The organism is Micromonospora coriariae (genome assembly GCF_900091455.1).
In the GTDB taxonomy this organism is placed as follows: domain Bacteria; phylum Actinomycetota; class Actinomycetes; order Mycobacteriales; family Micromonosporaceae; genus Micromonospora; species Micromonospora coriariae.
Genome location: NZ_LT607412.1, coordinates 3,970,961 through 3,996,627, shown reverse-complemented (window position 1 = coordinate 3,996,627; position 25,667 = coordinate 3,970,961). Strand labels below are relative to the sequence as shown.

The 25,667-nt window shown below is 71.8% G+C and carries 25 protein-coding genes; 10 read left to right on the top strand and 15 right to left on the bottom strand.

All coding sequences use genetic code 11. From position 1 onward, the window contains the following. Nucleotides 1-52 precede the first annotated feature (52 nt). Nucleotides 53-2,599, top strand: a complete 2,547-nt coding sequence (pepN, locus tag GA0070607_RS18745; protein WP_089019365.1) for an aminopeptidase N — start codon at nucleotides 53-55, stop codon at nucleotides 2,597-2,599. Between the two features lie 83 nt (nucleotides 2,600-2,682). Then, nucleotides 2,683-3,246, top strand: a complete 564-nt coding sequence (locus GA0070607_RS18740) for a Uma2 family endonuclease (protein ID WP_089021934.1) — start codon at nucleotides 2,683-2,685, stop codon at nucleotides 3,244-3,246. An 81-nt stretch (nucleotides 3,247-3,327) separates the two neighbouring features. Here GA0070607_RS18740 and GA0070607_RS18735 read toward each other — a convergent pair whose 3' ends face one another. The 14 genes from GA0070607_RS18735 to GA0070607_RS18670 form a co-directional block, all read right to left on the bottom strand. Further along, nucleotides 3,328-3,735: a DUF5130 family protein gene (locus GA0070607_RS18735; protein ID WP_089019364.1), complete on the bottom strand. Its 408-nt coding sequence runs from the start codon at nucleotides 3,733-3,735 to the stop codon at nucleotides 3,328-3,330. Further along, nucleotides 3,722-4,042 (bottom strand): aa3-type cytochrome oxidase subunit CtaJ, encoded by a 321-nt coding sequence (gene ctaJ / locus GA0070607_RS18730; RefSeq protein WP_456299219.1) that lies wholly within the window; start codon nucleotides 4,040-4,042, stop codon nucleotides 3,722-3,724. Before ctaJ ends, GA0070607_RS18735 begins: the two co-directional genes overlap by 14 nt. A 48-nt stretch (nucleotides 4,043-4,090) precedes the next feature. After that, nucleotides 4,091-5,554, bottom strand: a complete 1,464-nt coding sequence (locus GA0070607_RS18725) for an amidase (RefSeq protein WP_089019362.1) — start codon at nucleotides 5,552-5,554, stop codon at nucleotides 4,091-4,093. 90 nt (nucleotides 5,555-5,644) lie between these two features. Next, nucleotides 5,645-6,646 (bottom strand): amidohydrolase family protein, encoded by a 1,002-nt coding sequence (locus GA0070607_RS18720; protein WP_089019361.1) that lies wholly within the window; start codon nucleotides 6,644-6,646, stop codon nucleotides 5,645-5,647. Further along, nucleotides 6,646-7,170: a 3-hydroxyanthranilate 3,4-dioxygenase gene (locus tag GA0070607_RS18715; protein ID WP_074313809.1), complete on the bottom strand. Its 525-nt coding sequence runs from the start codon at nucleotides 7,168-7,170 to the stop codon at nucleotides 6,646-6,648. Before GA0070607_RS18715 ends, GA0070607_RS18720 begins: the two co-directional genes overlap by 1 nt. Next, a complete protein-coding gene (locus GA0070607_RS18710; RefSeq protein ID WP_089019360.1) occupies nucleotides 7,167-7,589 on the bottom strand; it encodes a RidA family protein in 423 nt (140 codons plus the stop codon). Before GA0070607_RS18710 ends, GA0070607_RS18715 begins: the two co-directional genes overlap by 4 nt. Continuing rightward, a complete protein-coding gene (locus GA0070607_RS18705) occupies nucleotides 7,586-8,359 on the bottom strand; it encodes a 2-keto-4-pentenoate hydratase (protein ID WP_089019359.1) in 774 nt (257 codons plus the stop codon). The genes GA0070607_RS18710 and GA0070607_RS18705 overlap by 4 nt, the downstream gene beginning before the upstream one ends. Further along, the gene (gene dmpG, locus GA0070607_RS18700; protein ID WP_089019358.1) at nucleotides 8,356-9,429 is read right to left on the bottom strand and encodes a 4-hydroxy-2-oxovalerate aldolase; all 1,074 of its coding nucleotides are present in this window, start codon (nucleotides 9,427-9,429) and stop codon (nucleotides 8,356-8,358) included. The genes GA0070607_RS18705 and dmpG overlap by 4 nt, the downstream gene beginning before the upstream one ends. Then, nucleotides 9,426-10,358, bottom strand: a complete 933-nt coding sequence (locus tag GA0070607_RS18695) for an acetaldehyde dehydrogenase (acetylating) (protein ID WP_269458385.1) — start codon at nucleotides 10,356-10,358, stop codon at nucleotides 9,426-9,428. Before GA0070607_RS18695 ends, dmpG begins: the two co-directional genes overlap by 4 nt. Then, nucleotides 10,355-11,152, bottom strand: a complete 798-nt coding sequence (locus tag GA0070607_RS18690; RefSeq protein WP_089019357.1) for a 2-keto-4-pentenoate hydratase — start codon at nucleotides 11,150-11,152, stop codon at nucleotides 10,355-10,357. Before GA0070607_RS18690 ends, GA0070607_RS18695 begins: the two co-directional genes overlap by 4 nt. Before the next feature lie 22 nt (nucleotides 11,153-11,174). Next, a complete protein-coding gene (locus GA0070607_RS18685) occupies nucleotides 11,175-12,656 on the bottom strand; it encodes a 2-hydroxymuconic semialdehyde dehydrogenase (protein WP_089021932.1) in 1,482 nt (493 codons plus the stop codon). 23 nt (nucleotides 12,657-12,679) lie between these two features. After that, entirely contained in the window at nucleotides 12,680-14,017 is a 1,338-nt protein-coding gene (locus GA0070607_RS18680) for an FAD-dependent oxidoreductase (protein WP_089019356.1), read from the bottom strand. Continuing rightward, a complete protein-coding gene (gene kynU / locus GA0070607_RS18675) occupies nucleotides 14,014-15,336 on the bottom strand; it encodes a kynureninase (protein ID WP_408630839.1) in 1,323 nt (440 codons plus the stop codon). Before kynU ends, GA0070607_RS18680 begins: the two co-directional genes overlap by 4 nt. Next, on the bottom strand, nucleotides 15,312-16,214 hold the full coding sequence (locus tag GA0070607_RS18670) for a tryptophan 2,3-dioxygenase (protein WP_089021931.1): 903 nt from the start codon (nucleotides 16,212-16,214) through the stop codon (nucleotides 15,312-15,314). Before GA0070607_RS18670 ends, kynU begins: the two co-directional genes overlap by 25 nt. A 147-nt stretch (nucleotides 16,215-16,361) precedes the next feature. Here GA0070607_RS18670 and GA0070607_RS18665 point away from each other — a divergent pair, with 147 nt between their 5' ends. From GA0070607_RS18665 to GA0070607_RS18655, 3 genes are all read left to right on the top strand, one after another. Then, complete coding sequence (locus GA0070607_RS18665; RefSeq protein ID WP_089019354.1) at nucleotides 16,362-16,826, top strand: Lrp/AsnC family transcriptional regulator; 465 nt, start codon at nucleotides 16,362-16,364, stop codon at nucleotides 16,824-16,826. A 105-nt stretch (nucleotides 16,827-16,931) separates the two neighbouring features. Beyond that, entirely contained in the window at nucleotides 16,932-17,453 is a 522-nt protein-coding gene (locus GA0070607_RS18660) for a hypothetical protein (RefSeq protein WP_089019353.1), read from the top strand. Nucleotides 17,454-17,465: 12 nt separating this feature from the next. Further along, complete coding sequence (locus GA0070607_RS18655; protein ID WP_089019352.1) at nucleotides 17,466-18,302, top strand: class F sortase; 837 nt, start codon at nucleotides 17,466-17,468, stop codon at nucleotides 18,300-18,302. 3 nt (nucleotides 18,303-18,305) lie between these two features. Here the strand turns inward: GA0070607_RS18655 and GA0070607_RS18650 are convergent, their stop codons facing one another. Further along, complete coding sequence (locus GA0070607_RS18650) at nucleotides 18,306-18,842, bottom strand: HNH endonuclease (protein ID WP_074313833.1); 537 nt, start codon at nucleotides 18,840-18,842, stop codon at nucleotides 18,306-18,308. Between the two features lie 334 nt (nucleotides 18,843-19,176). On the opposite strand from GA0070607_RS18650, the gene GA0070607_RS18645 reads away from it, so the two are divergent. From GA0070607_RS18645 to GA0070607_RS18625, 5 genes are all read left to right on the top strand, one after another. Then, on the top strand, nucleotides 19,177-20,256 hold the full coding sequence (locus GA0070607_RS18645; RefSeq protein WP_157743177.1) for a substrate-binding periplasmic protein: 1,080 nt from the start codon (nucleotides 19,177-19,179) through the stop codon (nucleotides 20,254-20,256). Continuing rightward, nucleotides 20,256-21,683 (top strand): hypothetical protein, encoded by a 1,428-nt coding sequence (locus GA0070607_RS18640; RefSeq protein ID WP_089019350.1) that lies wholly within the window; start codon nucleotides 20,256-20,258, stop codon nucleotides 21,681-21,683. The genes GA0070607_RS18645 and GA0070607_RS18640 overlap by 1 nt, the downstream gene beginning before the upstream one ends. Then, complete coding sequence (locus GA0070607_RS18635) at nucleotides 21,683-22,870, top strand: MFS transporter (RefSeq protein ID WP_089019349.1); 1,188 nt, start codon at nucleotides 21,683-21,685, stop codon at nucleotides 22,868-22,870. Before GA0070607_RS18640 ends, GA0070607_RS18635 begins: the two co-directional genes overlap by 1 nt. A 124-nt stretch (nucleotides 22,871-22,994) precedes the next feature. After that, nucleotides 22,995-24,017 (top strand): mechanosensitive ion channel family protein, encoded by a 1,023-nt coding sequence (locus GA0070607_RS18630; RefSeq protein ID WP_231931175.1) that lies wholly within the window; start codon nucleotides 22,995-22,997, stop codon nucleotides 24,015-24,017. A 234-nt stretch (nucleotides 24,018-24,251) separates the two neighbouring features. Then, nucleotides 24,252-25,628 carry an MFS transporter gene (locus tag GA0070607_RS18625; protein ID WP_089019347.1) on the top strand — a complete coding sequence of 459 codons (1,377 nt, stop codon included), beginning with the start codon at nucleotides 24,252-24,254 and terminating at the stop codon, nucleotides 25,626-25,628. Nucleotides 25,629-25,667: the final 39 nt, after the last annotated feature.

Below are 25,667 nucleotides of genomic sequence, written 5' to 3'. Positions count from 1 at the left end.
GGCGCCGCCGGGCGTACGGCGAGATGTGGGATGGAGACGAACAGTGCCGGGAGTGCGCAACCTGACGCAGGTGGAGGCGACCGAGCGGGCACGCCTGCTCGACGTGACGGGGTACGACATCAGTCTGGACCTGTCGACCGCCGTGCTGGCCGGCGGCCGCACGTTCCGGTCGACGACCGAGGTCCGATTCCGTTGCGCCGAGCCGGGCGCGAGCACGTTCATCGAGGTGGCCGCCGACGCGGTGCGTTCCGCCACGTTGAACGGGGCTCCGGTCGACCTGTCCGACTGGTCGGCCGAGAAGGGCCTGACCCTGTCCGGGCTGGGCAGCGAGAACACCCTTGTGGTCGAGGCCGACTTCGGCTACTCCAACAGCGGTCAGGGGTTGCACCGCACGGTCGACCCGGTGGACGGCGAGACGTACCTCTACAGCCAGTTCGAGACGGCCGACGCGCAGCGGGTCTTCGCCTGCTTCGACCAGCCGGACCTGAAGAGCGTGTACACCTGGCACGCCACCGTGCCGGCGCACTGGCGGGTGGTGTCCAACATGCCGGTGCAGCGTGAGGAGCCGGCGGGTGAGGGGCTCAAGACCCTCCACTTCACCGAGTCGCCCCGGATGAGCACGTACATCACTGCGCTCTGCGCCGGGCCGTACCACGAGGTGCGCGACACCCACGACGGCATCGACCTGGGCGCGTTCTGCCGGGCGTCGATGGCGCCCTACCTCGACACGGACGACCTGTTCCTGATCACCAAGCAGGGCTTCGACTTCTTCCACGAGAAGTTCGGGGTGCGCTACCCGCTGCCGAAGTACGACCAGCTCTGGGTGCCCGACTTCAACGCCGGCGCGATGGAGAACTTCGGCTGCGTGACGCACGCCGAGTCGCACTACCTGTTCCGCTCGCAGGTCACCGACTTCGAGTACGAGCAGCGCGCCAACACGATCTTGCACGAGATGGCCCACATGTGGTTCGGCGACCTGGTCACCATGCGCTGGTGGAACGACCTGTGGCTGAACGAGTCATTCGCCGAGTGGGCCAGCCACTGGTGCAACACCAACGCCACCCGCTTCACCGAGGCGTGGACGACGTTCCTGTCCATCCGGAAGAACTGGGGCTACCGGCAGGACCAGCTCTCCTCCACCCACCCGGTCTACACCGAGATGCCGGACATGGAGGCCGTGGAGGTCAACTTCGACGGCATCACCTACGCCAAGGGCGCGAGCGTGCTCAAGCAGCTCGTCGCGTACGTGGGTGAGGAGCCGTTCGTGGCCGGGCTGCGGGCGTACTTCGGCAAGCACGCCTGGGGCAACGCCACCTTCGACGACCTGCTCACCGAGCTGGAGGCGGCCTCGGGCCGGGAGCTGCGCAAGTTCGCCGCGCAGTGGCTGGAGACCGCGCAGGTCAACACGCTGCGCCCGGAGGTGACGATCGGCGCGGACGGCACGTACCAGCAGGTCGTCGTCCGGCAGGAGGCGCCGGCCGCGTACCCGACGATGCGGACGCACCGGATCGGCGTGGGCCTGTACGACCTGACCGACGGGCGGCTGGTCCGCCGCGAGCGGCACGAGGTGGACGTGACCGGCGAGCGGACCGACCTCGCCGAGCTGCGCGGCGTCCGCGCGGCCGACGTGCTGCTGCTCAACGACGACGACCTGAGCTACACCAAGCTGCGCCTCGACGACCGGTCGATGGCCACTGTGGTGCAGCACATCGGTGGCTTCGAGTCGTCGCTGGCCCGGGCACTGTGCTGGACCGCGGCGTGGGACATGACCCGCGACGCCGAGCTGGCGGCCCGGGACTACGTGGCGCTGGTGGTCAGCGGGCTGCCCGCCGAGACCGACATCAACCTGGTCACCGCCACCCTGCGGCAGGCGACCACCACGCTCACCCTGTACGCCGACCCCGCCTGGGCGCCGACCGGCTGGGCCGAGCTGGCCCGTACGGCGCGGGACGCGCTCGCGGCGGCCGAGGCGGGCAGCGGGTTCCAGCTGGCCTGGGCCCGGGCGTACGCCTCGGCGGCTCGCTCCGAGGAGGACCTGGCCACCCTGCGCGGTTGGTTGGACGGCTCCGGCGTGCCGGCCGGGCTGACCGTGGACACCGAGCTGCGGTGGACGGTGCTCGGCGCGCTGGTGGCGAACGGCGCGGCCGGCGCGGCCGAGATCGAGGCGGAGCTGGCCGGTGACCGCACCGCCAGCGGCGAGCGGGAGGCCGCGTACGCGCACGCGCTGGTGCCGACCACCGAGAACAAGGCCGCCGTGTGGGCGCTGCTGACCGGCCCGGACGCGCTGCCCAACTGGCGGCACCGGGCGTTGCTGCAGGGCTTCGCCCACCCGGCGCAGGTGGAGCTGGTCGCCCCGTACCGGGAGCGGTACTTCGCGGCGGTCGGCCAGGTGTGGGCCACCCGGGACAGCGAGCCGGCGCAGGAGTTCGCCCAGCTGGCGTACCCGACCTACCTGGTGGAGGACGACACGGTGGCGGCCACTGACGCGTGGCTGGCCGGCGACGGGCACCCCGGCCCGCTGCGCCGACTGGTCGCCGAGGGCCGTGACGGTGTCATGCGGGCGCTCAAGGCCCGCGCGAAGGACGCCCAGATCGCCTGAGCAGCGTTGTCCGGCCCGGGGCCGGCGTGGGTGTGAGCCCGCGCCGGCCCCTGACGTTATCGTGACGGTAGGAGGTGGACGTGATGGCACAGCCGACCGACGAGTGGCGGCCCCTTGCGCGCGCGTGGCGCGAGCAGGACCTGTTCAACCTTCCCGAGGATGGGAACCGCTACGAGATCATCGACGGGAGCCTGCACGTGACCCCACCGGCCGACGACGATCACCACGAGCTGGCCGACAGCATTCGGACGGCCATCGGGTCTGCGGCACCAGATGGGTGGCGGATTATTCGTGAGATCGGGCTGGGGCTCCCGTCGGGCAACCTGATCCCGGATGTGACGGTGCTGAAGCCAAACACCCCACGTGGTGTGCGTTGGCATCAACCGCAGGGCGTCAGTCTCGTTGTCGAAGTGGAGTCGCCGACGAGCCGCCGGCATGACCGCTTCACCAAACCCGGTCTCTACGCTGAAGCGGGGATTCCGCACTACTGGCGTGTGGAGCGAGGCGACTTCGGCCCAATCATCTACCGCTACCGCCTGGTCAAGGACGTGCACTACGACCTGGTCGGCACCATTGGTCCGGACGACGCGGTGACCGTGGATGAGCCGTGGACTATGAGGTTGGACCCGAGCGCCTGGCCGCGCTGATGCACCCGGAAACACGAAAGTGCACCCGGAAACACGAAAGCCCGGCCCGATGATCGCGGGCCGGGCTTCGTCGTACGCGGGTCAGCCCTTGCCGGCGTGGCTGGCGAGCTGGTCGAGGCCGTTGATGATGCCGCCGGCCAGGTCGCCCCCGCTGAACGCGCCGACCATGGAGAGCGCGGCCAGCTTGACGTACGTGTCGGGGATGCGCTTGCGGGCGTGCCGTCCGGTCACGATCTCCAGCTGCCGCTGGTTGGGCGACACCGCGATCAGCACCGACCTGTCCGGGTTGGCGAGCTGCCGGTGCAGCCGCTGGGCGTGCTCCCGGACCGGTTCGTCGAGGCTGCCGACGAAGATCGAGAAGACCAGGCCGGTGCCCTGGTCGGCCAGGCGTAGCGCCTCGTCGATGCGCAGCAACTGGCGGGTCGAGAACGGCCCGTCCAGCACCTCGGGCGGATTTCCCGTCCCGGCCTGCTCCTCACCAACGGTCACTTGCGCCTCCGGTTCCACCGGCCGGCGCCTCAACGCTGGCCTGCTCAAGCTTGTGGCTGGTCAGCGCGGGCGCCTGCGCGCCCGCCGCCAGCGCGGTGCCGGCCGAGTCGGCCAGCTGCTCCGGCCGGCCCAGGAACCAGACCGGAGTGAAGTCGAAGGGTCGGCCCGGGCGGTAGCGCTTGGAGCCACCACCACCGCCGGTACCACCGCCGCGGCCACCGGCGTACGCCAGGCCGGCGATCACCAGCACCGCGGCCACCGGGATGCCGACGAAGACCAGCAACGTCTCGGTAACAGACAATCCCAACGCCCCCAGGCGGAAGAAGGACCTCGAACAACCGGGTCGGATGAACGATCATGATGGCGATCGGTCGACTCCGTCGCCATTCACGTTAGCGGAGTCGACGGCCCGCCAGATTGCGGGGTGCCGATCCCGTTGGTCACTCGAGTTCTCCAGTTGCGCAGCGGCCGCGATGAGTCGCGCGTCGTCGCCGTACCGGCCGGTGAGCAGCACCCCGACGGGCAGACCGTCGGTGGTGGTGCCCAGCGGCAGAGACACGGAGGGATCGCCTGTGACGTTGAAGATGGCGCAGTAGGGCGAGAACCGGCGTTGCCTGTCGAAATCGGCCGCCGGGTCGCCGTCCGCGGTGAACCAGCCGACGGGTGCCTGCGGTGTGGCCAGGGTGGGACAGAGCAGCAGGTCACAGCCGGCGGTGCGGCGGGCGCCCAGGCGAACCTGGGCCTGCAACTCACCGAGGGTGGCGGCCAGGGCGCCGGCGGAGACCTCGGCGCCCCGGGCCCGCAGCAGGCGGGTCAGCGGCAGCAGCTCCGACTCCCGCTGCGGTGGCACCGGAGCCAGCGCCAGCACGTACCAGATGACTTCGAACAGCGGCCACGCCTCGGGCCCGAGCGGCGCGGGCACCTCGACCACCTCGTGACCGGCCGCGGTGAGCAGCGCGGCAGCCCGGTCCACGGCGGCCACGCAGTCCGGATGCACCGGCTCGTCGGCGAGCATCGGGGTGGTGAACCGGCCGATCCGCAGCCGGCCGGGCTCGGCCCGGCGGGCGGCGGCCAGGTAGCCGCCGGGCGGCGCGGCCGGCGGCAGGTAGGGCTCGCCGGGCACCGGCACGGCCATGACGTCGAGCAGCGCGGCGACGTCCGTCACGGTCCGGCCGAGCGGCCCGCTGGTGGGCAGGCCGAAAGCGCCGGAGCCGAGCGGCCCGCCGGAGACCAGGCCGCGGCTGGGTTTGTAGCCGACGAGGCCGCAGAGCGACGCCGGGATACGCAGTGAGCCGCCGCCGTCGGAGCCCTGCGCGACCGGGACCAACCCGGCCGCGACAGCCGCCGCCGCGCCGCCGCTGGACCCACCGGCGGTGTACGCGAGCTGCCACGGATTGCGGGCCGGCGGCGCGACCCGGCCCTCCGAGTAGAGCGAGCAGCCCAGCTCGGAGGTGGTCGTCTTGCCCAGGCTCACCAGACCGGCGGCCTTGATGAACCGGACCACGTCGGCGTCGACCGGCGGGACGAAGTCGACGAAGGCGGCCGACCCGAAGGTGGTGCGGACCCCGGCGGTGAGTGTGAGGTCCTTGATCGCGGTCGGTACGCCGTGCAGCGGGCCACGGCTCTCGGCTGGCACGGCGTCGGCCGCGCGAGCGGCCTCCCGGGCCAGTTCCGGAGTGACAGTGACGAACGCGCCCACGGTGTCGCCGATCGCCGCCACCCGGTGCAGGTGGTGCTCGACCAGGTCGACGCTGGACAGCTCGCCGCGTGCCATCGCGGCGGCCTGCTCCAACGCGGTCAGGTCGTGCATGTCGGCCATGCCGTCATCCTGCCGGCCGCCGGCCTCCGGTGCACTCGTCACGCGCCGACGATCGGCTACCGGCCGCCGTAGTGGGGAGGGCGACCGCGCTCAGCCGTGCAGGAAGCGCAGGGCGTTGGTGGCGAGGAGCTTGTCGCGCTGGCCGGCGGTGAGGAAGTCGGCCGCGCGGACCACCGCGCCGGCCGGCCGCTCGCCCAACGGGTACGGATAGTCGCTCCCGACCAGCACGCGGTCCTCTCCCATCGTGTCGACCAGCAGGCGCAGCGCGGGCGGCGCGAAGACCACCGAGTCCACGCTGAACCGGTCGACGTAGCTGCTCGGCGGAGCTGCCGACGCGCCACGGACCAGGTCGCCACGGCGGTGCCAGGCGTTGTCGGCGCGGCCGAGCCAGAACGGGAAGCTGCCGCCGCCGTGCGCGAAGCAGATCCGCAACGTCTCCGGCACCCGGTCGAAGACGCCACCCAGGATCATCGCCAGCACCGACAGGTGCGTCTCGGCGGGCATCCCGGTGAGCCAGCGGGCCATCCACCGGTCCAGCCGGGGGCCGCCCGGCATGTCCCACGGATGGACGAAGACCGGCGCGCCCACCTCGGCGCAGTGCTGGAGGAAGGTGACCACGCCGGCGTCGTCCAGGTCCCGGTCGCCGACGTGGTTGCCGATCTCCACGCCGACGTGCCCGGCGGCCAGGCAGCGGTCCAGCTCGGCGCAGGCGGCGTCCGGGTCCTGCAACGGCACCTGGCAGAACGGCAGCAGCCGGTCGCCGCCGCCCGCGGTGACCTCCAGGGTCAGGTCGTTGAAGATCCGGGCGACCTTCACGGCCTGGTCGGCGGGGCGGTCGTAGCTGAAGAAGACCGGTGTCGGCGAGACCACCTGCACGTCCACGCCGTCCGCGTCCATGTCGGCCAGTCGGCTCGCCGCGTCCCAGCACTCGGCGCCGACCGGGCGGAACTCCGACTCCCCCACCATGATCATCGCGGCCCGCTCGGAGTCGACCCGCAGCCAGGGCCAGCCGGACCCGCCGCACGCGGCGCCGAGGTCCGGCCATCCCTTCGGTACGACGTGCGTGTGCACGTCGACGATGCCTGCGGGCATCAGCCCTTGCCCGGGTGCAGCGTGCCGCAGTTGGCGCAGGTGCGTGCGGCCTCATCGGCGTAGAACGCCTGGAACACCGGCGGCAGGTCGGCGGCGATGTCCCGGACCTGCAACTCCACCTCGTGCACCTTGTGCCCGCACTCCGGGCAGTACCACTGGAACGTCTCCAGCGTGCCCTCCTCGCGGACCCGTTCGACCACGACACCGATCGAACCGGCCTCGGGCCGCTGCGGCGAGTGCGGGGTGTTGCGCGGCAGCATCCACATCTGCCCCTCGCGCACGTGCACCGTACGCGGCCCCTCGGGGGTCATGAGGTTGATGTGCATGTTGCCCTTGACCTGGTAGAAGAACTCCTCGTACGGGTCCACGTGGAAGTCGGTGCGCTGGTTGGGCCCGCCCACCACCATCACTATGAAGTCGTCGCCGCCGGGGAACATCTCCTTGTTGCCGACCGGCGGCTTCAACAGGTGCTGGTTCTCCGCGATCCAGCCCGGAAAACTGAACGGCTCGGCGATCTCACTCACGACTGACCTCCCGAGGGAAGAAGGGCCACGGCCTGAATCTCGATGAGCAGGTGCGGGTGCGGCAACTGGTGCACCGCCACAGTGGTGCGGGTCGGCCCCGACGCGTCGAAGAACTCCGCCCACACCTCGTTGTAACCACCGAAGTCATTCATGTTGACCAGGTACGACGTCACCTGGACGAGGTCGGGCAGGTCGGCACCGACCGAGCGCAGCAGGTCCCGGACGTTCTCGATGACCGCGCGCGTCTGCACCCGGATGTCGAGGTTCGTCGTCCCGAACTCGTCCACCTCGACGCCGGCGAACGAGTTGTCCGCCCGCCGCGACGACGTACCGGAGACGAAGACGAACCCGCCCGCGACCTTGACGTGCGGAAACGCCCCCCGCGGCGTGGCCTTGCCGGCCACGACCCGGGCGGTCATGAGGAAGCCCGCAGCGACGCCGTGCCGAGCTTCTCCACCACGGCCCGCACATGCGCACCGGGACGCAGCGGCACCGCGGCGGTGGCGGCGCCGGCCAGGAAGACCCAGCCGGACTGCAGGCGCACGCCGTGCCGGCCGGCCAGCCGGATGCCCTCGTCGAGCGCCCGGCGCGGATCACCGAGGATCGCCGCCGTCGAGCCGACCTGAACGACCCGCCCGTCGACCTCCAGCAACACGCCGAGGTTGTCCAGCCCGTCCGGCACCGGCGACCACGGCCCGATCACGAACGCGGCGGCCGAGGTGTTGTCGGCGATCACGTCCGGCAGGGAGAACCGGAAGTCGGCGTACCGGGAGTCGATCAGCTCGATCGCCGGGGCGACCGCGCGGACCGCCGAGGCGAAGTCGCCGACCTGCTCGCCCGGCTCGGGTAGCCGGTCCAGCAGGAACGCCACCTCCGGCTCGACCCGGGGGTGGATGTACGCGGCCGGGTCGACGACGCCGCCGTCCGGCACCCGCATCGCGTCGGTGAGCCGCCCCCAGATCACCTCGTCCACGCCGACCTGCGCCATCTTCGCCTTGCTGGTCAGGCCCATCTTCAACCCGACCAGCCGCTCGCCGGCGTCCAGCCGGCGCTGCACCAGCGCCGCCTGCACCCCGTAGGCGCCCGGCACGTCCAGCCCCACCTCGGCCGCGAGTTGCGGAATCGGGGTGGCGGTGTCCGCCGCCGCGCCGAGCTTCGCGGCGATACCCGCGGTGTCCACGCCGATCATCGGGTCACTTCCTCCTCGCGCTGACCAGCCAGGTCCAGCGCCACGTCCACGATCATGTCCTCCTGGCCGCCGACCATCCGGCGCCGGCCCAGCTCGACCAGGATCGACCGGACGTCGACGCCGTACTTCGCCGAGGCCCGTTCGGCGTGCCGCAGGAAGCTGGAGTAGACCCCGGCGTACCCCAGGGAGAGCGTCTCCCGGTCCACCTGGACCGGCCGGTCCTGCAACGGACGGACCAGGTCGTCGGCGGCGTCCATCAGCGCGAACACGTCGCAGCCGTGCCGCCAGCCGTGCAGTTCGGCGACCGCGACGAAGACCTCCAGCGGGGCGTTACCGGCACCGGCGCCCATCCCGGCCAGCGAGGCGTCCACCCGCACGGTCCGGCCGTGCGCCGCGTCGGCGCCGGCCGGGGCGGACCCGGTGACCCGGCCGTGTTCGACGGCGAGCACGCTGTTGGCCACCCCGAGGGACAGGTTGTGGTGGGCGTGGATGCCGATCTGCGTCTCCGGCTCCAGCACCTGCCGGTACGCGTCGACGCGCTGCGCCACGTCGGACATCAGCAGCCGGCCACCCGAGTCGGTGACGTAGACGCAGTGCGCCCCGTACGACTCCATCAGCTTGGCCTGCCCGGCCAGCCCGGCCGGGTCGTTCATGTGCGACATCATCAGGAACCCGGCCACGTCCATGCCGTTCTCCCGCGCCCAGGAGATGTGCTGCGCGGAGATGTCCGCCTCCGTGCAGTGGGTGGCGATGCGGACGCTTGTCACCCCGAGGGCCTTCGCGGCCTTCAGGTCGGCGATGGTGCCGATGCCCGGCAGCAGCAGGGTCGTCAGCTTCGCCGTGGTGAGCACCTCGGCGGCAGCGGAGATCCACTCGGCGTCGCTCGCGGCGCCGTGGCCGTAGTTGACGCTGGAGCCGGCGAGCCCGTCGCCGTGCGCCACCTCGATCGCGGCCACCCCGGCGGCGTCCAGCGCGGCGGCGATGGTGCGCACCTGCTCGACCGTGTACCGGTGGGCGATGGCGTGCATGCCGTCGCGCAGCGTCACGTCCTGGATGTACAGGTCCGTCATCGTGCGGTCACCTCCGACGAGCGCAGCGCGACCAGCCGCTCCGCGGTACGCAGCGCGGCGGAGGTCATGATGTCCAGGTTCCCGGCGTACGCCGGCAGGTAGTGACCGGCACCGGAGACCTCCAGGAAGACCGACACCTGCAGGGCGGTGAGTTGACGCCCGAGCGTCGGCAGGTACGCCCGCACCCGGTCGAACTGCACGTCCTGCTTGAGTCGGTAGCCGGGGACGTACTCCTGCACGGTCGCCACCATCTCCGCGACCGAGGCGGCGATGGCGGCGGTGTCGGCGTCGGCGTCCGGGCAGAGGCAGTAGACGGTGTCGCGCATCAGCAGCGGCGGGTCCGCCGGGTTCAGCACGATGATCGCCTTGCCCAGTTCGGCGCCGCCGACCACCTCGATGGCCCGGGCCGTCGTCTCGGTGAACTCGTCGATGTTGGCCCGGGTGCCCGGCCCGGCCGAGCGGGACGCGATCGACGCGACGATCTCCCCGTACGCCACCGGGGTGACCCGGCGCACCGCGGCGACGATCGGCACTGTCGCCTGCCCGCCACAGGTCACCATGTTCACGTTCGGCTCGTGCAGGTGTTCGTCCAGGTTGACCGGCGGCACCACGTACGGGCCGAGGGCGGCGGGGGTCAGGTCGACCACCGTGCGGCCGTGGGCGCGCAGCACCTCGTCGTGGCGCCGGTGCGCGCCGGCCGAGGTGGCGTCGAAGACCAGCTCGACGTCGGCGAACTCGGGCATCGCGACCAGCCCGTCCACTCCGTCGGCGGTGGTGGCCACGCCGAGCCGGCGAGCGCGGGCCAGGCCGTCGGAGGCCGGATCGATGCCGGCCATCGCCACCATCCGCAGCTGGTCACTGAGCCGCAGCACCTTGATCATCAGGTCGGTGCCGATGTTTCCGGAACCGAGCACCGCCACGCCGGTCACTGGCTGTCTCCCTTGCTGAAACTCGTGCGCACCGAGCCGAGCCCGGAGATCCGCGCCTCGTACGCGGCGCCCGGGGTGACCGGCACCATCGGGCCGAGCGCCCCGGAGAGCACCACGTCTCCGGCGCGCAGCGGGTCACCGGCTCGGGCGAGGGTGCCGGCCAGCCAGTGCAGGGCGTGCAGCGGGTTGCCCAGGCAGGCCGCGCCGGCGCCCACCGAGACCGGCTCACCGGCGTGTTCCAGCACCATCCCGCAGAGCCGCAGGTCGACGTCGGCGAGCCGGCGCGGCGTGGTGCCGAGCACGAAGAGCCCGCTGGAGGCGTTGTCGGCGACCGTGTCCACGATGGAGATGTCCCAGGCGGCGATCCGCGAGTCGACGATCTCGATCGCCGGCAGCAGGTGGTCAACGGCGCGGACCAGGTCGACGGTGGTGATCCGCGGGTCCGGCAGGTCCTTGCCGAGCACGAACGCGATCTCGGCCTCGACCCGCGGCTGGAGCAGCCGGTCGATGGCCACCTCGGCACCGTCGGCGACGGCCATCGCGTCGGTCAGCATGCCGAAGTCCGGTTGGAAGACCCCGAAATTTTCCTGCACCGCGCGGGAGGTCAGCCCGATCTTCGCGCCGACCCGGCGCTCGCCCTGGCCCTGCCAGGCCCGCGCCTGGAGCTGCTGCACGCGGTACGCGGACTCGACGTCGCCCTCCGCCAGCAGCCGGCCGCGCAGCGGTGGGCACGGCTTGCCGGTGGTGCGGGCCTCGGCCAGTTCCCGGTTCGCGGCCTCGATGTCAGCTTTCATGCCCGCTCCTCGCTGCGGTGGCTCACGACAGGTCCACGCAGACATTTGTGAGTTCGGAGTAGAAGTTCAACGAGTGCACGCCGCCCTCACGGCCGATGCCGGACGCCTTCACCCCGCCGAACGGGGTGCGCAGGTCGCGCAGGAACCAGGTGTTGACCCAGACGATGCCGGCGTCCAGCCGGGCGCCGGCGCGGTGCGCGACGCCCACGTCCCGGGTCCACACGGTCGCCGCCAGTCCGTACTCGGTGCCGTTGGCGAGGGCGTACGCCTCGTCCTCGGTGTCGAACGGCGCGACGTGCACCACCGGGCCGAAGATCTCCTCGCGGTTGGTGCGGGCGTCCGCGCCGAGCCCGGTGAGCACCGTCGGCTGCACGTACGACCCGCCGTCGCGGGCGTCACCGAACGTGGGCGTGCCGCCGCCGGTCAGCACCTGGGCGCCCTCGGCGCGGGCCAGCTCATAGTGGCCGAGCACCTTGGCCCGATGCTGATGGGAGATCAACGGCATGGTGGCGGTCGCCTCGTCGGCCGGCCAGCCGTACGCCAGTTCGCCGGCCCGCTTCGCCAGCCGGGCGGTGAACTCCTCGAAGATCGGACGCTGGACGTAGATGCGCTCGGTGCAGAGGCAGACCTGCCCGCCGTTGGTGAAGCTGGAGCGCACCGAACCGGCCACCGCGGCGTCCAGGTCGGCATCGGCGAAGACCAGGCCGGCGTTCTTGCCGCCCAGTTCGAAGCTCACCGCCTTCACCCCGTCGGCGGCGGCCCGCATGATCGCGCCGCCGGTGGCCGACTCGCCGGTGAAGGTGATCGCGTCCACCCCGGGGTGCCGGGTGAGGAACTCTCCGGCCGAGTCGGGCCCGAACCCGTGCACCAGGTTGAACACCCCGGCCGGTACGCCGGCGGCGGCCATCACCTCGGCGAGCACCGTCGCCGAGGCCGGCGTCTCCTCGCTGGGCTTGACCACCACGGCGTTGCCGCAGGCCAGCGCGGGGGCCACCTTCCAGGTGAGCAGCAGCAGCGGCAGGTTCCACGGCACGATCACCGCGACCACGCCGACCGGCTTGCGGACCGCGTAGTTGAGCGCCCGACCGCCGGTCGGGGTGACCGTGGTGAACGACTCGGTGGGCGCGGTCGCCACGATCTCCGCGAACGCCCGGAAGTTCGCCGCGCCCCGAGGGATGTCCAGCGTGCGGGCCTGTGCGATGGACTTGCCGGTGTCGGCGACCTCGGCGGTGACCAGGTCGTCGAAGCGGCGTTCCAGCTCGTCGGCGACCCGGCGCAGCACCTCGGCGCGCTCCCGCTCGCCCATCCGGCCCCACGGCCCGCGCAGCGCGGCCCGGGCGGCGGCCACCGCGTCGTCCACTGTGGACTTCGACGCCTCGACCACCTCGAAGACCTGCTCGCCGGTCACCGGGCTCACCTTGCTGAACGTCGACCCGCCGTCGACGAAGTCGCCGGCGACGAAGTTGCGCAGCCGCGGTGGCCCGGCCGGCGCCCGGCCGTCCATCAGTCGCGGATCCCAGTTGCCGGTCATGCGCGCCTCCCTCGGCTGAGCGCCGCGCCGATCGCGCCGACCAGCAGCAACGCGGCGCCGCCGGCGAGCACGCCGAGCGCCCGGTGCTGCCGGCGGACCCGGCGGCGAACCTCGGCGTACGGGGTGGTGGAGAAGGACACCAGCTCGTACTGGGAAACGTACCGGCCGGGCAGCGCCCGTTCCAGTGCGTGCTCCACCCGCCGGCCGAGCTGGAAGACCGGGGAAGCGACCTTGTCCCGCATCTCCACGAAGTTGGTCAACGCCATCCTCGCGATGGCCTCGGCGTTCTCCTGCCGCCGCCGCTGGAACAGTGGCAGCGCCGCCGCCCAGTCGTCGGCGCACTCGTCCAGACAGCGGTCCAGTTCCACCACGTCCTCGAAGGCGCAGTTGGCGCCCTGGCCGTAGAACGGCACGATGGCGTGCGCGGCGTCGCCGAGCAGGCCGACCGTCCCGTTGACCTGCCAGGGTGTGCAGCGGACCGTGCCGAGAACGCCCACCGGGTTGTGCTGGTAGTCGTCCACCAGGTCCGGCGCCAGCGGGATCACGTCCGGGTAGTGCTGGGCGAAGTGCCGCTCGATCGCGTCCGGGCGGTCCAGCGAGGCGAAGCTGCCGGCGCCCTGGTTGGGCCAGAACAGCGTGCAGGTGAAGGAGCGGTCCGGGTTGGGCAGCGCGATCATCATCGAGGTGCCGCGCGGCCAGATGTGCAGTGCGTCCTCCTCCAGCGCGAAATCCCCGCCCAACGGGGGCAGGGTCAGCTCCTTGTAGCCGTAGTCGAGGAAGTCCACGCTCTCGCTCAGCAGGCCGTGCGCCAGCAGTTGCCCGCGTACCGCGGAGCCCGCGCCGTCGGCTCCGAGCACCACCGACGCCTTGGCGGTGACCGGGCCGTGCGGGGTGTCGAAGGTCAGGCCGCCGTCGGTCGGGTCGAGCCCGACCAGCCGGTGGTCGAAGACGATCCGCACGCCGGGCAGCTCGGCGGCCGCGTCCAGCAGGGCGTTGTTCAGGGCACCCCGGCTGATCGAGTTGATCGCCCGGTCGCCGGCCGCGCTGTACGACTGGAACTGCGGTTCCCCCTCGACGGGGTGGATCATCCGGCCGCGCATCGGCAGCGCGTCGGTCATCACCTGCTCGTCGAGGCCGATCCGGCGCAGCGCGTCCAGCCCCCGCTCGGAGAGCGCCAGGTTGATGGAGCGGCCCCGCTCCGCCGTGCCGGTGCGCGGGTCCGGTCGGCGCTCGTAGAGCGCCACCGGGTGACCGCGCCGGGCCAGGAAGCAGGCGGCCAGGCAACCGGCAAGCCCGGCGCCGATGATCGCGATCTCGTCACGCCGGGCGGTCATGACGTCGCCCCGACCGTCGCGGCCAGCGCGGCCGCGGCTCGCCAGCAGTCAAGGTACGTGGAGTAGAGCGGCACCGGGGCGAACCGGACGACGTCCGGCTCCCGGGCGTCGGCGATCACGCCGTGCTCGTACCGCAGGCGTTTTGTCAGCTCGGCGGCGCTGCCGGCGCCGATCCGCACCGAGAGCTGGCAGCCCCGCCGGGCCGGGTCGCGCGGGGTGATGACGCGCAGCGGCCGGTCGGCGGTGACCTCGTCGAGCAGCCGCTCCAGCCAGCCGGTGAGCCGCAGGCTGCGGGCGCGCAGCGCCGGCATGCCGACCGCGTCGAACAGCTCCAGCGAGGTGCGCACCGGGCCCATCGCGAAGATGGGCGGGTTGGAGATCTGCCAGGCCTCCACCGTGGCCGGCGGCCGGGACACCGGGGTCATCTCGAACCGGGTGGCCGCCGCGGTGCTCCACCAACCCTCGAAGCGGGGCAGGTCAGGGTCGCCGAGGTGCCGCTCGTGCACGAAGACACCGGCCAGCGCGCCCGGGCCCGAGTTCAGGTACTTGTAGGAGCACCAGGCGGCGAAGTCGACGTCCCAGTCGTGCAGGGCCAGCGGCACGTTGCCGACCGCGTGCGCCAGGTCCCAACCGACCACCGCTCCGGCCGCCCGGCCGGCGGCCGTGATCGCCGGAATGTCCAGCAGCTCGCCGGTCAGGTAGTTGACCCCGCCGAGCAGCACCAGCGCCACCCGGTCGCCCTCGGCGGCCAGGTATCCGGTCACGTCCTCGGTGCGCAGGGCGTCCTCGCCGGGGCGCGGGCGCAGCCGGACCACGGTCTCGTCCGGGTCCAGGCCGTGGAACCGCGCCTGGCTGCGCACCGCGTAGCTGTCCGAGGGGAACGCGGCGTCCTCGATGACGATGCGGGTGCGGGCGCCGGCCGGGCGGTAGAAGCTGACCATCAGCAGGTGCAGGTTGACCGTGAGCGAGTTCATCACCACGGTCTCCGCGGGCCGGGCGCCGACCAGTCGGGCCGCCGGAGCGGTCAGGAGCTCGTGGTACGGCAGCCAGGCCCGCTCCGCCTCCAGGTGCCCCTCGACGCCGAGCCGCCGCCAGGCGTCCAGGTCGGCGAGGAGTTCGTCGCGGGTGGCCCGGGGCTGCAGGCCGAGCGAGTTGCCGGCGAGGTACGCCGACTCGGGATGGCTGCCGCCGTCGGCCGGCGGCACGTGGAACAGGTGCCGATGGCCCGGGTCGGCTTCGTCGAGGCGGTACGCCTCTCCTTCAGGGGTGTGCACAGGGGTGTCTCGCTCTCCGGTCACATCGCGGTGCGGGCCGACCACAGCTCCGGGAAGACCACCCGGGCCATGCTGCGCTGCAACCACGCCAGTCCGGCGGAGCCGCCGCTGCCGACCTTGGCGCCCATTGTCCGCTGCACCGCCTTGACGTGGTTCCACCGCCAGTCGCCGAACTCCTCGGCGACAGCGCTCAACGCCTCGCCGAGCAGCCGCAGGTGGTTGTCCGGGCCGGCGTCGGCGTAGATCCGTACCCAGGCCGCCTCGACCGACGGCTGCGGGTCGTGCTCGACCGCGACGTCCCGGTCGAGCAGGTCGGCGGGAAGGTCGAAGCCACGCCGGGCGAGCAGCGCGAGCACGTCGTCCCAGAGGCTCGGGCTGGCGAGGGCGGCGCTGAGCTCGGCGTACACCTCGGCCTGCCGGCGGAACGGCCGGATCAGCGCCGGGTCGCGCAGCCCGAGCAGGAACTCCAACTGCCGGTACATCGCCGACTGGAAGCCGGAGCCCTCGCCGAGCAGGTTGCGGAACCGGTTGAAGTCGGCCGGCGTCATCCAGCGCAGGCCCTGCCAGGCGGCGTTCAGCCCCTCCAGGTGCAGCGTGGCGCGCCGCAGCGGGGCCAGCGCGTCCCAGACCCGGTCGGCGCGCAGCAGTCGCTGGGTCTCCCGCAGCTCGTGACAGGTCAGCCCGAAGTACAGCTCCATGATCTGGCTGACCATGAGGAAGGACATCTCACCCGGGTCGGTGCTGAGCGGGCGCTGCAACTGGTGCAGGGCGCTCGCCTGCACGTACGCGTCGTACGGCACCAACTCGGCGAACTCCAACGTCGGCTCACCGCCGTTGCGCGCGGCGCGGGCGGCCCGCTGCCGCGGGGTCACCGGTCGTACCGTGGCGGCGCGGTTCGGCGCCCGCCGCTCCGTCTGATCCACCATTCGTCTCCCTCCCCCGGACTGGCCGACGTCATGATCTCGTGGCCAGACCGGCCTGCGGAATGCCGGATCAACGGCTCTTGCCGAGTTCATCTGCCGAACCAAAGGCAGCTGGGCGAATTAGGTTCACGAAAGTAAGGTCTGAGCGTGGACGACATGGACTGGGCGCTGCTGCGTGAGTTGCAGGCCGACGCGCGGCTCTCCTTCAGCGAGCTGTCCCGGCGGGTGCACCTGTCCCCACCCGCGGTCGCCGAGCGGGTCCGACGGCTGGAGGAGGCCGGGGTGATCACCGGATACCACGCCCAGGTCGACCTGACCCGGGCCGGTCGCACAGTGGTCGCCCTGATCCGGATGTCCTGCTACGGCGCGCGATGCATCCTGCACGACCCCGCGGTCGCCGGCTGGCCGGAGATCCTGGAGATCCACCGGATCACCGGGGACGCGTGCAGCATGCTCAAGGTGGCGGCCGGTTCGATCGGCGAGTTCGAGGCAGTCATCGACCGACTCGCCCCGTACGGCCAGCCGTCGAGCACGATGGTCCTGTCCTCCCCACTGGACTGGCAGCCGATCACCCCGCTGCCGTCCGCCGGCACCACCTCTCGCCACCGCTGACCCCGCCCGCACCCTGCCCGCCTGCGGGTTTGCCCCCGGGCCAGCGGGAAATCAGCGCGGTGCCCAGGGGAGGGTTCCGGCGGTTGTCGCCGGGAGGGGGAAATCATGCAGGGTCTTCGCACGATCAACCGCGCGCTCTCGGCCGCCCTGACACTTGTCGGGCTGGTCGGGGCATTCGTCCTGATGTCGGTCTCACCGGCACGTGCCGGCGAGAACACCTTCATCGAGGTGACGCCGAACAGCGTCCAGGCCGGTAGCCGGGTCAACATCCGGGCGAGCTGCGACAACAACAACAACGAGCAGGCCAACGTGCACTCCGACGCGTTCGGGCACGTGATGCTCAGACCGGACAAGGGGTTCCTGACCGGTGAGGTGACAGTCCCGGGCAACAAGCAGCCCGGCGACTACCCGGTCGAACTGCGCTGCCAGAACGGCCAGACGGCCTCGGCCATGCTGACCGTGCTGAACATGGCCTCACCCAGCAAGGGGCCGGCGACCGGGGGCGGCGGCACGGCCGGCGGTCGCGGCACCGGATCGCTACTGGTGCTCGGCGGGGTCGCGCTCGTGGCCACCGCGATCGTGCTCGGCATGACCGGGGGCCGGCGCCGGACCGGGGCCGGCTCCTGAGCCGGATCAGCCATGAGCCGCAGAACCGCGCGTGCGCGGCCGGACCGCGGTGCCCGCAGCCGGGCCGGGGCGAGGCTACGTGCCTCCGGCCGGCTGCTGGCCCGCGCCTCCGGCCGGCTGCGTCGGGTCGCGGGGCAGGCGGTGTCGGCCAGCGTCACCACCACCGACCCGGCGGCCCGCCCGCTGCCGCCACGCCGCCCGGCCTCCTCGCCGCTGGCCCGGCGGCGGTTGGGCACCGGGCCGGGAGTGCCGGTGCTGGCCGTCGCCGCGCTGATGGTGCTGATCGTGGCGATGCTCGGCGTCGAGCAGGTGACCGGGATCAACATGCTGCCCGACCGGCTCAGCGCCGGCCTGCGGCCGCCGCCGAAGAAGTTTCCGGTGTTGCCGGCCAGCCGCCCGACGGGTCTGGCCATCCGCACGCTGGACCTGCAGGCGCCGGTGCATGACGTGGGCATCGCCTCGGACGGCACCATCGCCGTGCCGGACGCGGGCCGTGCCCAGGAGGCCGGCTGGTACGACCAGGGCCCCACGCCCGGCCAGTACGGCCCGGCGGTGATCGTCGGGCACGTGGACACCACCAGCGGGCCGGCGGTCTTCCACCAGTTGCGGGAGCTGCGTTCCGGCGATCAGATCGAGGTCACCCGCTCCGACCACAGGGTCGCCGTCTTCGAGGTCGATTCGGTGGAGCGGTTCGACAAGGGGCGGCTGCCGGTGGACGAGGTGTACGGCGACTTCAGCCGCCCGAGCCTCCGGCTGATCACCTGCGGCGGCCGCTGGGTCGGCGGTGAGACCGGCTACTCGGACAACGTGGTGGTGTTCGCTTCGTTGGTCAAGGCTCGGTCTGGTTGAGGGTCAGGCGGCGGCTTCGGGCTCTCGCAGGTCGAGCCAGTCGGCCCAGCGCGGGTCGGGGGCGCGGTGTCCGAGCACCCGCCACGCGGTGCCCTTCGGCGCGGCCGGCAGGGCGTGCAGCCGCCAACCCAGCTCGGCCGGGGTCTTGTCGCCCTTGGTGTGGTTGCACCGCGCGCACGCGGCGACCACGTTCTCCCAGGCGTGCCGGCCACCCCGGCTCCGCGGGAAGACGTGGTCGATGGTCTCCGCCGGGCCTCGGCAGTAGGCGCACCGCCACCCGTCCCGGGCGAAGATCGCTCGGCGGGACAGCCCGACGTGGGTGCGGTAGGGAACCCGGACGAAGCGGGTCAACCGGACGACCGACGGCACTGGGAGCGCGTCCCGCGCGCTGTGCAGGATGCCGTCACCATCGGCGACGCAGACCGCCTTGGCGGACAGAACGAGGATCGCGGCTCGACGCACCGAGACGACACACAGCGGCTCGTAGGTGGCGTTGAGGACCAACGCGCCGGAGCCCACAGTGGGTCGTATGTCAGGCATCGCGCTCACCCTCCCGGTTCAGCGGCTGCTGGGCGCCGCCGCCGACCGGAGTGGGGCACGACGACCCACACGGTCGACGCCGGTCCGATCACCGACGTCCGTTGCGCCAATAGTCCCTGATCGGACCCCGGATTGCACGTACTAATCTTGCATCTGGTAGGCGGATCACCCGGACCGGGACGCATCGGCGCTCCGGCCTGGGCGAACCCTCCGTTGCCCGACGGTCGTACTCATACCGTTACGCCGGGCGGGCCCTCAGAGCCACCACGCGCACCGGGGCCCGGCCTGGTCGGCGGTGCCCGGGTATGGATCGGCCCGGATAAGATCGCCGGTCGTGACCCCGAACTCGCGCCGACTGGCCGCCCTGCTGCGGCCGCTTCGGGGCTGGGCGCCGACGCTGGTCCTGTTGGGGGCGGTGGTCGCGGCCACGGGGATCGTGGCCGTCGGACTGCGCGGTTCCCCCGCCGCACCGTCCCGGGCCGTGCTGGTCTCCAGCGGTGCGTGGGCACCGTTCGTGGGTCCCGATCTGCCCGGCGGCGGGCCGGTCACGGAGTTGGTCGTGGAACTGCTCAGCCGGTCCGGATACTCCCCCGAGGTCAGGTACACGTCCTGGTCCCTGGCCGAGGAAAATGTCTCCTCCGCGGCCTCCATCGGGGCGTTTCCGCTGGTGGCCAGCGAGTCACGGCGTACCAGGTTCCTCCTCTCCGACCCGCTGATCGACTTCGAGTACGTGCTGTTCTACAACCGCCGCAACGGCGAGCCGAAGGTCTCGTCCGCCGGCGACCTCGGTGCGTTACGGGTGGGCGGCATCGCCGGGTACGACTACTGGGACGAGCTGGAGTCGGCGGTTCCGGAATTCGTGGAGTTCGGATCGACCCTGGAGGGTTTCCGGGCGCTCGCCGACGGCCGGATCGACCTGCTCGCCGAGGGGCTGCTCCCCGGTCAGGCGGTGCTCGCCGACCCGTCCTTCGCCGCCGACGCCGACGACTTCGGTCACCTTCCGGGCGACAACCGGCTGGTGCACTCGGTGCAGGGCCTGCACTTCATGATGGCGGACACCAACGAGGCCGCCTCGGTGATGGCGAAGTTCAACGGAGTGCTCGCGAAGATGCGCCAGAGCCAGGAGTACGAGGACATCGTCGCCGGGCTCGAACCGTCCGCGTTCCACGAGGTGACCCTGACTCCGGTCGGCCCGTCAGGTCTGGTGGAACTCCTCGACCAGGAGGGCAGGACGGTTCTGCTCGCCCCGAAGGGCACCAGGGCCCGAGTGCTGGCCTGGCCCGAGGCGTTCGTCGGAACCGGCGGCCCGCCGCCGGCGAAGGTCCTCGTCCAGGTGAAGATCACCAACGGCCCCGCGCAGGGCCGGGTGCTGCACGTCGATGCCCGTGCACTCCAGCTCGATCCGGGAACGTGATGATCCAGCTACGGATCCTGGCTCCGGTCGTCGTGGACTACTACGCCGTACCCGGTGCGTCTCTGCGCGATCCGCACGGGTACGCGGGTTTCTGGGCCGACCAGCAGCCGGCGGTGGACGAGCTGCTGGCGGGACTGGCCCCGGGCCCGGTGGCGGACGTGCCCTGGCGTCCCCCGTCCGTCGTGCTGGAACACACCCGGGCCACACGTTCGTTGAACCTCTACCGCACCATCGATGACCATGCCATCGGGCGGACGATGCACGTCCTCACCGGCACGCTGGACCCGGAGCACCTGCCGGGTGTGTTCGGCGGCGTCACCACCGCCCCGCATGCCGGGGTCATCGAGATCAGCTTCCGGCTGTACGACCACGGCCTGATGTTGCTGGAGATGCTGGCGGACGTTGATCCGCGGCCCACCGAGCACACCGATGGCCTGGCGAGCCGCCTCGACGAACTCCAGGCCCGAGCGGTGGCGATGGGTGAGCGGACAGCGCGCGAGATCGTCGCGCGGTACCTGGACCCGCTGCTGCGCCTGCTGCGTGCGGCCGACCGGGACAACCGGATCCTGGCCGCGGCGACCCCCGAGGGCGACCCGTTGACGGCGGAGTTCGGCGAACCGCTCTGGGTCACCCGCAGCCTCGTACTCGACCCGGCCGAACCGGGAGCCGATGCGGTGACCCGGCACTGGATCAAAGACGTGGTGATCGCCGACGACGTCCGTGACCCGGCGGACCGGCTGCTCGACGGCGACCTGGAGCACCTGGTCCGCTGGCTGAACTACATCTTCCTGGACCGCACCGGGGTGGGCGGCCGGATGCTGCCCGGTGACCCGTTCCGCGACCAGTGGGACGCCCTGCGCTACGCGCAGGTGTTCTACGGCGCGCTGGATCGGATCGACACCCGACTGTCGAAGATCCTCGCGGATTCGGCGGCGGCAGACTCGCGCTGGGAACTGGAACAGCTGAAGGGGAACCTGCTGGGGCTGAGCCGGCGCGCAGAGCTGATCATCATGGAGCGCCAGGACCTGTCGAAGTACCTCAAGCGCGCGGTACGGGCGGAGATGGACGCCATCCTCGAGTTCTGGGACTACGAGAGCCTGCTGGCCCAGCCGGTCCGGTTCAAGATCGAGGTCTGCGACCGGCGTCTGGCCGAGCTCGCCACACGGCGTACGGCTCGTTCGGCGATGTTCACCGACCTCATCCTGCTGGGTATCGGCGTGACGTCGATCCTGGGTACGGCGCTCGCGGTGACCGAGTTCGGGCGTTCGATGACCAGCGACCCGGGCATGGCGGTCCACGACCTGGGCCGCTCGTCGATCATGGCGTGGATCGCCGGGCAGCCGGCGGACGCCGTCCTGATCACATCCGGCATGGTGTCGCTGCTCCTGGTGATCATGTATCTGTTCTTCCGGCGCGACCGGACCTGATGCGAACAGCCCTGCGCAGCCGCCCGATCCGGACGCTGGCGATCACCCAGTTCCTGCTCGAAGTGCAGTTCTGGTTTCCCATCTGGCTGATCTACCTGCTCGACCTGGGCTTCCCTCTGGCAACTGCGGTACTCGCCGACGGAGCGTTCCGGATCGTCTCGGTGATCTGCGAGTTCCCGGTGGGGCTGGTCGCCGACCGGGTCGGGCGGCGCGCCACCTATTTGGCGCTGGCCGGTGCGACGGTGCTGACCTTCACCGTCATCACGCAGATCCGGTCCGTGCAGGTGCTGTTCGGAGCATGGGTGCTCTGGGGTGTGCTGTGGGCGTTGTCGTCCGGCGCCGCCAGCACCTATCTGTACGAACTGTGCGCCCAGGACCCGCTCGACATCGACCCGGCCAGGGCGATCGGGCTGGTGCGGGCTGTCGGCAACGTGTCCGTCCTCGTCTCGCTGCTGGCCGCGGGCTACCTGTACGACGTGGACCACCGGCTCCCGTTCGCCGTCACCGCCGTACTGGCCGCGGTCGCGTTCCTGCTCGCGTACACGCTGCCGGAGATCGCCGGCTCACGGGTGGTCGCCACGCTCTCCTCGGTGCTGGCGGACATCCGGGGCGCGGCAGCCGACCCCCGGGTACGCCGGGCCGTGCGGTTGGGCGCGCTGCTGCTGCTGTTCGGCTGGAGCGCTCGCATCCTCTTCCAGCCACTCGCGCTGCATCTGGGTCTGTCCGCGCAGGTCACCGGATGGATGTACGGGGTGTTCGCGGCCGCCTCGGCGCTCGGTGGGCTGGTCGCCGGATACGTCCGCCCGGCGTACCGCGCGGGTGCGCTGAGCGCCGCGTTCCTCCTCATCCTCGCCGCGCTGGTGGCGACCAACCAGATGGACCGGCTCGGCCCGTTCCTCTTCCTGCCGATCATGGGATTCGGCTACACCCTCGGCCTGACGGTGCTGGAGGTCTTCACCAACGAGGTCACCCCGCGAGCGGTACGCGCCACGATCTTCGGGGTGATCGCCTGTGTCGGTGGTGTCGGCATCGCCGTGGCCCGCCCCGGTCTCGGGATGCTGGCGGAACGGCACTCCACGACCTTCGCGTTCGGGATCTGGGCCGGCATAGGGGTGCTGCTGATCGGCCTGGCGGTGCCGGGAATCCGCCGGATCCGGGTGGCCGCCCGCCCCGCAGCCGACCGCTGAGCGGCGGCACCGGCACGGCGGACGCCCGTCCGTAGCGGGCTGCGGCAGATCACCCGGCCGGTGGGTCGCCGGTGGCCGCGCCGACCCGTTGCGGTACGAAGACAGGGTGAGTGCCGCCAGCCTGATGCCCCCTGCCCTGTCCACCACCAGGTCGGTGAACTGTCAGGGCAGCACGTCCTGCGAGTTCCTGTACCGCATGACCCACTCGGCCTGGTTCGCCGAGGGCAGCTACTGGATCCTGCTCAAGCCGCTGCGGGTGCTGCTGATCGTGGCGCTGGCGATGGTCGCCCGCTGGGCGCTGCACCGGACGATCAACCGGTTGGTTCGGACCACCACCGACGGCGCGGTGCCGACGATGCTGCGGCCGCTGCGCGAACGGGTGCCCACCGCCGCGGCCAACCCGACCGAGTTCGTGCCGGAGCGGCGTCGACAGCGGGCCGAGGCGATCGGCTCGGTGCTACGCAGCCTGACCACCGCGTTCGTCTTCGGCATCGCGCTGCTGATGATCCTGCGCGAGTTCAGCTTCGACCTGGCTCCGTTGCTGGCCAGCGCCGGGATCGCCGGCGTCGCGCTGGGCTTCGGCGCGCAGAGCCTGGTCAAGGATCTGATCGCCGGGTTGTTCATGCTGATCGAGGACCAGTACGGCGTGGGTGACACCGTCGACCTGGGCGAGGCGACCGGTGTGGTCGAGTCGGTCGGGCTGCGGGTCACCACTGTGCGCGACGGTCGCGGCGTGCTCTGGTACATCCGCAACGGCGAGATCGTCCGGGTGGGCAACAAGAGCCAGGGGTGGGCCCTGGTGGTGGTGGACCTCCCGATCGGTTTCAGCGGCACCGAGGAGGCGACCGCCGTGCTGCGGACCGCGGCCGCCTCGGTGGCGGTGGACCCGGAGCTGTCGCCGGAGATCGTGGAGGCGCCGGAGGTGCTGGGCGTCGAACAGATGACGGTGGACGGCGCCGTGATCCGGACTGTGGTGAAGACCACCGCCGACGGGCAGTTCGCGGTGGGACGGGAACTGCGCCAGCGGCTGGCGGAGGCGCTGGAGAACTCGGGGATCACCGCGCAGATCGCCTCCTCGCGCATTTACCCGGGTCTACCGAACCGGCCGTTGGCCGACGGCGAAACTGGTCAGGGCGGTGCGACCTGACCCGGCGGGTAATGCCCGCGAATCCAGGGGTCGCGAGCCACCCGGCCCCTCAGGTATCGTCCGTTCGTTCAGTCGGGGATGCGACGAACGATCCGTTCGCGCTAGCTAGTTGTCAGACGATCGGGCAAAATCCGGAGCACGCGTTCCCGCCGGAGCGTGATCACATCCTCGCTGATCCGTAGATCTGACGAGTGTTCCCGGCCGGGCTGCCACGAGCGGTCTCTCCGGGGACCGATGGAGGCGACGGTGCCCGACGAGCGACCTTCCGCGGAAGGCCCGGCCACTTTCCGCGAGGTGTTCGACCAACGCGAGTTCCGGACGGTCCTCACGGCCGGCACCCTCTCGTGGATCGGTGACTACGTCGCCAAGGCCGCCGTCACCCTGCTCGTCTACCAGCAGACCGAATCCGTCGCGCTCTCCGCCGCCGCCTTCGCGGTCAGCTACCTGCCCTGGCTGCTCGGTGGGCCTCTGCTCGCCGCGCTGGCCGAGCGGTACCCGTACCGGCGGGTGATGGTGGCGTGTGACGTGATCCGGATGGCGCTGATGCTGCTCATCGCCATTCCGAACCTGCCCGTCCCGGCGGTGCTGCTGCTGATCTTCGCCGCTACGCTGGCCAACCCGCCCAGCCAGGCGGCGAAGTCCGCCCTGATACCGCAGATCCTCGCCGGTGACCGGCTGGTGGTCGGGTTGTCGCTGAACAGCAGCATCGGGCAGGCGGCCCAGGTCGTCGGCTACCTGCTCGGCACCGCCGTCGCAGCGATCGACCCGGCCCTCGCGCTGCTGATCAACGCGGTGACCTTCGCCGCCTCGGCGCTGATCGTCCGCCTGGGCGTCCGCGACCGGGCCCCACTGATGACCACCGCGCACCGCAGCCACCTGCTCCGCGAGACCGCCCAGGGATTCCAGATCGTGTTCGGCACACCGGTGCTGCGGGCCATCGCGGTGCTGGTCTTCAGCGCGATGCTCTTCTCGATCGTTCCGGAGGGGCTGGCCGCGGCGTGGGCCAACAAGGACGCCGGCGGCGACCTGGACGCGGGTGTGGCGCAGGCGGTGATCATGGCGGCCAACCCGGTCGGTTTCATCCTCGGCGGGCTGCTGGTGAGCCGACTGTTCGGCCCGGCCCGCCGGCTGGCCCTGATGCGGCCGCTGGCCGTGTTCGCCCCACTGGTCCTCGTGCCGGCGCTGTTCGACCCGCCGCCGCTGGTGGTGGCTCTACTCGCGGCCCTCTGCGGGTTCGCGGTCGCCGGCATGCTGCCGATGGCCAACGGGCTGTTCGTCCAGGCGCTGCCCGCCATCTTCCGGGCCCGCGCATTCGGCGTGATGGCCACCGGCGTGCAGGTCATCCAGGGTGTGGCGGTACTGCTCACCGGGTTGCTCGCCGAACGGTTCGAAATCCCGCTGGTGGTCGGTCTGTGGAGCGCGGCCGGGGTGCTGCTGATGACGGTGGCCGCGCTGCGGTGGCCGGACAAGGAGACGGTGGACGGGACGATCGCGGCAGCGACCGCGGCCAACGCCGGGTCGCCGGGCCCGGACAGCCCGAGCGCCGACGGCACGGGGGCGGGCCCCGAGCCGCGTGCCGGCGACGGCCGTCGCCGGCACGCGGTCACCTGAGCCGGCCCCTGCGGGCGCCAACGGGAGCGGGCCGGCGTG

Bases quoted from the DNA above. Each gene is read 5' to 3' on its own strand.
- GA0070607_RS18650 (WP_074313833.1), bottom strand. From the start codon at position 18,842: ATGCCTGACATACGACCCACTGTGGGCTCCGGCGCGTTGGTCCTCAAC.
- GA0070607_RS18630 (WP_231931175.1), top strand. From the start codon at position 22,995: ATGCCCCCTGCCCTGTCCACCACCAGGTCGGTGAACTGTCAGGGCAGC.
- GA0070607_RS18710 (WP_089019360.1), bottom strand. From the start codon at position 7,589: ATGACCGCCCGGGTCGTGGCCGGCAAGGCCACGCCGCGGGGGGCGTTT.
- GA0070607_RS18685 (WP_089021932.1), bottom strand. From the start codon at position 12,656: ATGGACGGCCGGGCGCCGGCCGGGCCACCGCGGCTGCGCAACTTCGTC.
- GA0070607_RS18725 (WP_089019362.1), bottom strand. From the start codon at position 5,554: ATGGCCGACATGCACGACCTGACCGCGTTGGAGCAGGCCGCCGCGATG.
- GA0070607_RS18690 (WP_089019357.1), bottom strand. From the start codon at position 11,152: ATGAAAGCTGACATCGAGGCCGCGAACCGGGAACTGGCCGAGGCCCGC.
- GA0070607_RS18680 (WP_089019356.1), bottom strand. From the start codon at position 14,017: ATGACCGCCCGGCGTGACGAGATCGCGATCATCGGCGCCGGGCTTGCC.
- GA0070607_RS18705 (WP_089019359.1), bottom strand. From the start codon at position 8,359: ATGATCGGCGTGGACACCGCGGGTATCGCCGCGAAGCTCGGCGCGGCG.
- GA0070607_RS18720 (WP_089019361.1), bottom strand. From the start codon at position 6,646: ATGCCCGCAGGCATCGTCGACGTGCACACGCACGTCGTACCGAAGGGA.
- GA0070607_RS18660 (WP_089019353.1), top strand. From the start codon at position 16,932: ATGCAGGGTCTTCGCACGATCAACCGCGCGCTCTCGGCCGCCCTGACA.
- GA0070607_RS18655 (WP_089019352.1), top strand. From the start codon at position 17,466: ATGAGCCGCAGAACCGCGCGTGCGCGGCCGGACCGCGGTGCCCGCAGC.
- GA0070607_RS18625 (WP_089019347.1), top strand. From the start codon at position 24,252: ATGGAGGCGACGGTGCCCGACGAGCGACCTTCCGCGGAAGGCCCGGCC.
- GA0070607_RS18740 (WP_089021934.1), top strand. From the start codon at position 2,683: ATGGCACAGCCGACCGACGAGTGGCGGCCCCTTGCGCGCGCGTGGCGC.
- GA0070607_RS18635 (WP_089019349.1), top strand. From the start codon at position 21,683: ATGCGAACAGCCCTGCGCAGCCGCCCGATCCGGACGCTGGCGATCACC.
- dmpG (WP_089019358.1), bottom strand. From the start codon at position 9,429: ATGACGGACCTGTACATCCAGGACGTGACGCTGCGCGACGGCATGCAC.
- GA0070607_RS18640 (WP_089019350.1), top strand. From the start codon at position 20,256: ATGATCCAGCTACGGATCCTGGCTCCGGTCGTCGTGGACTACTACGCC.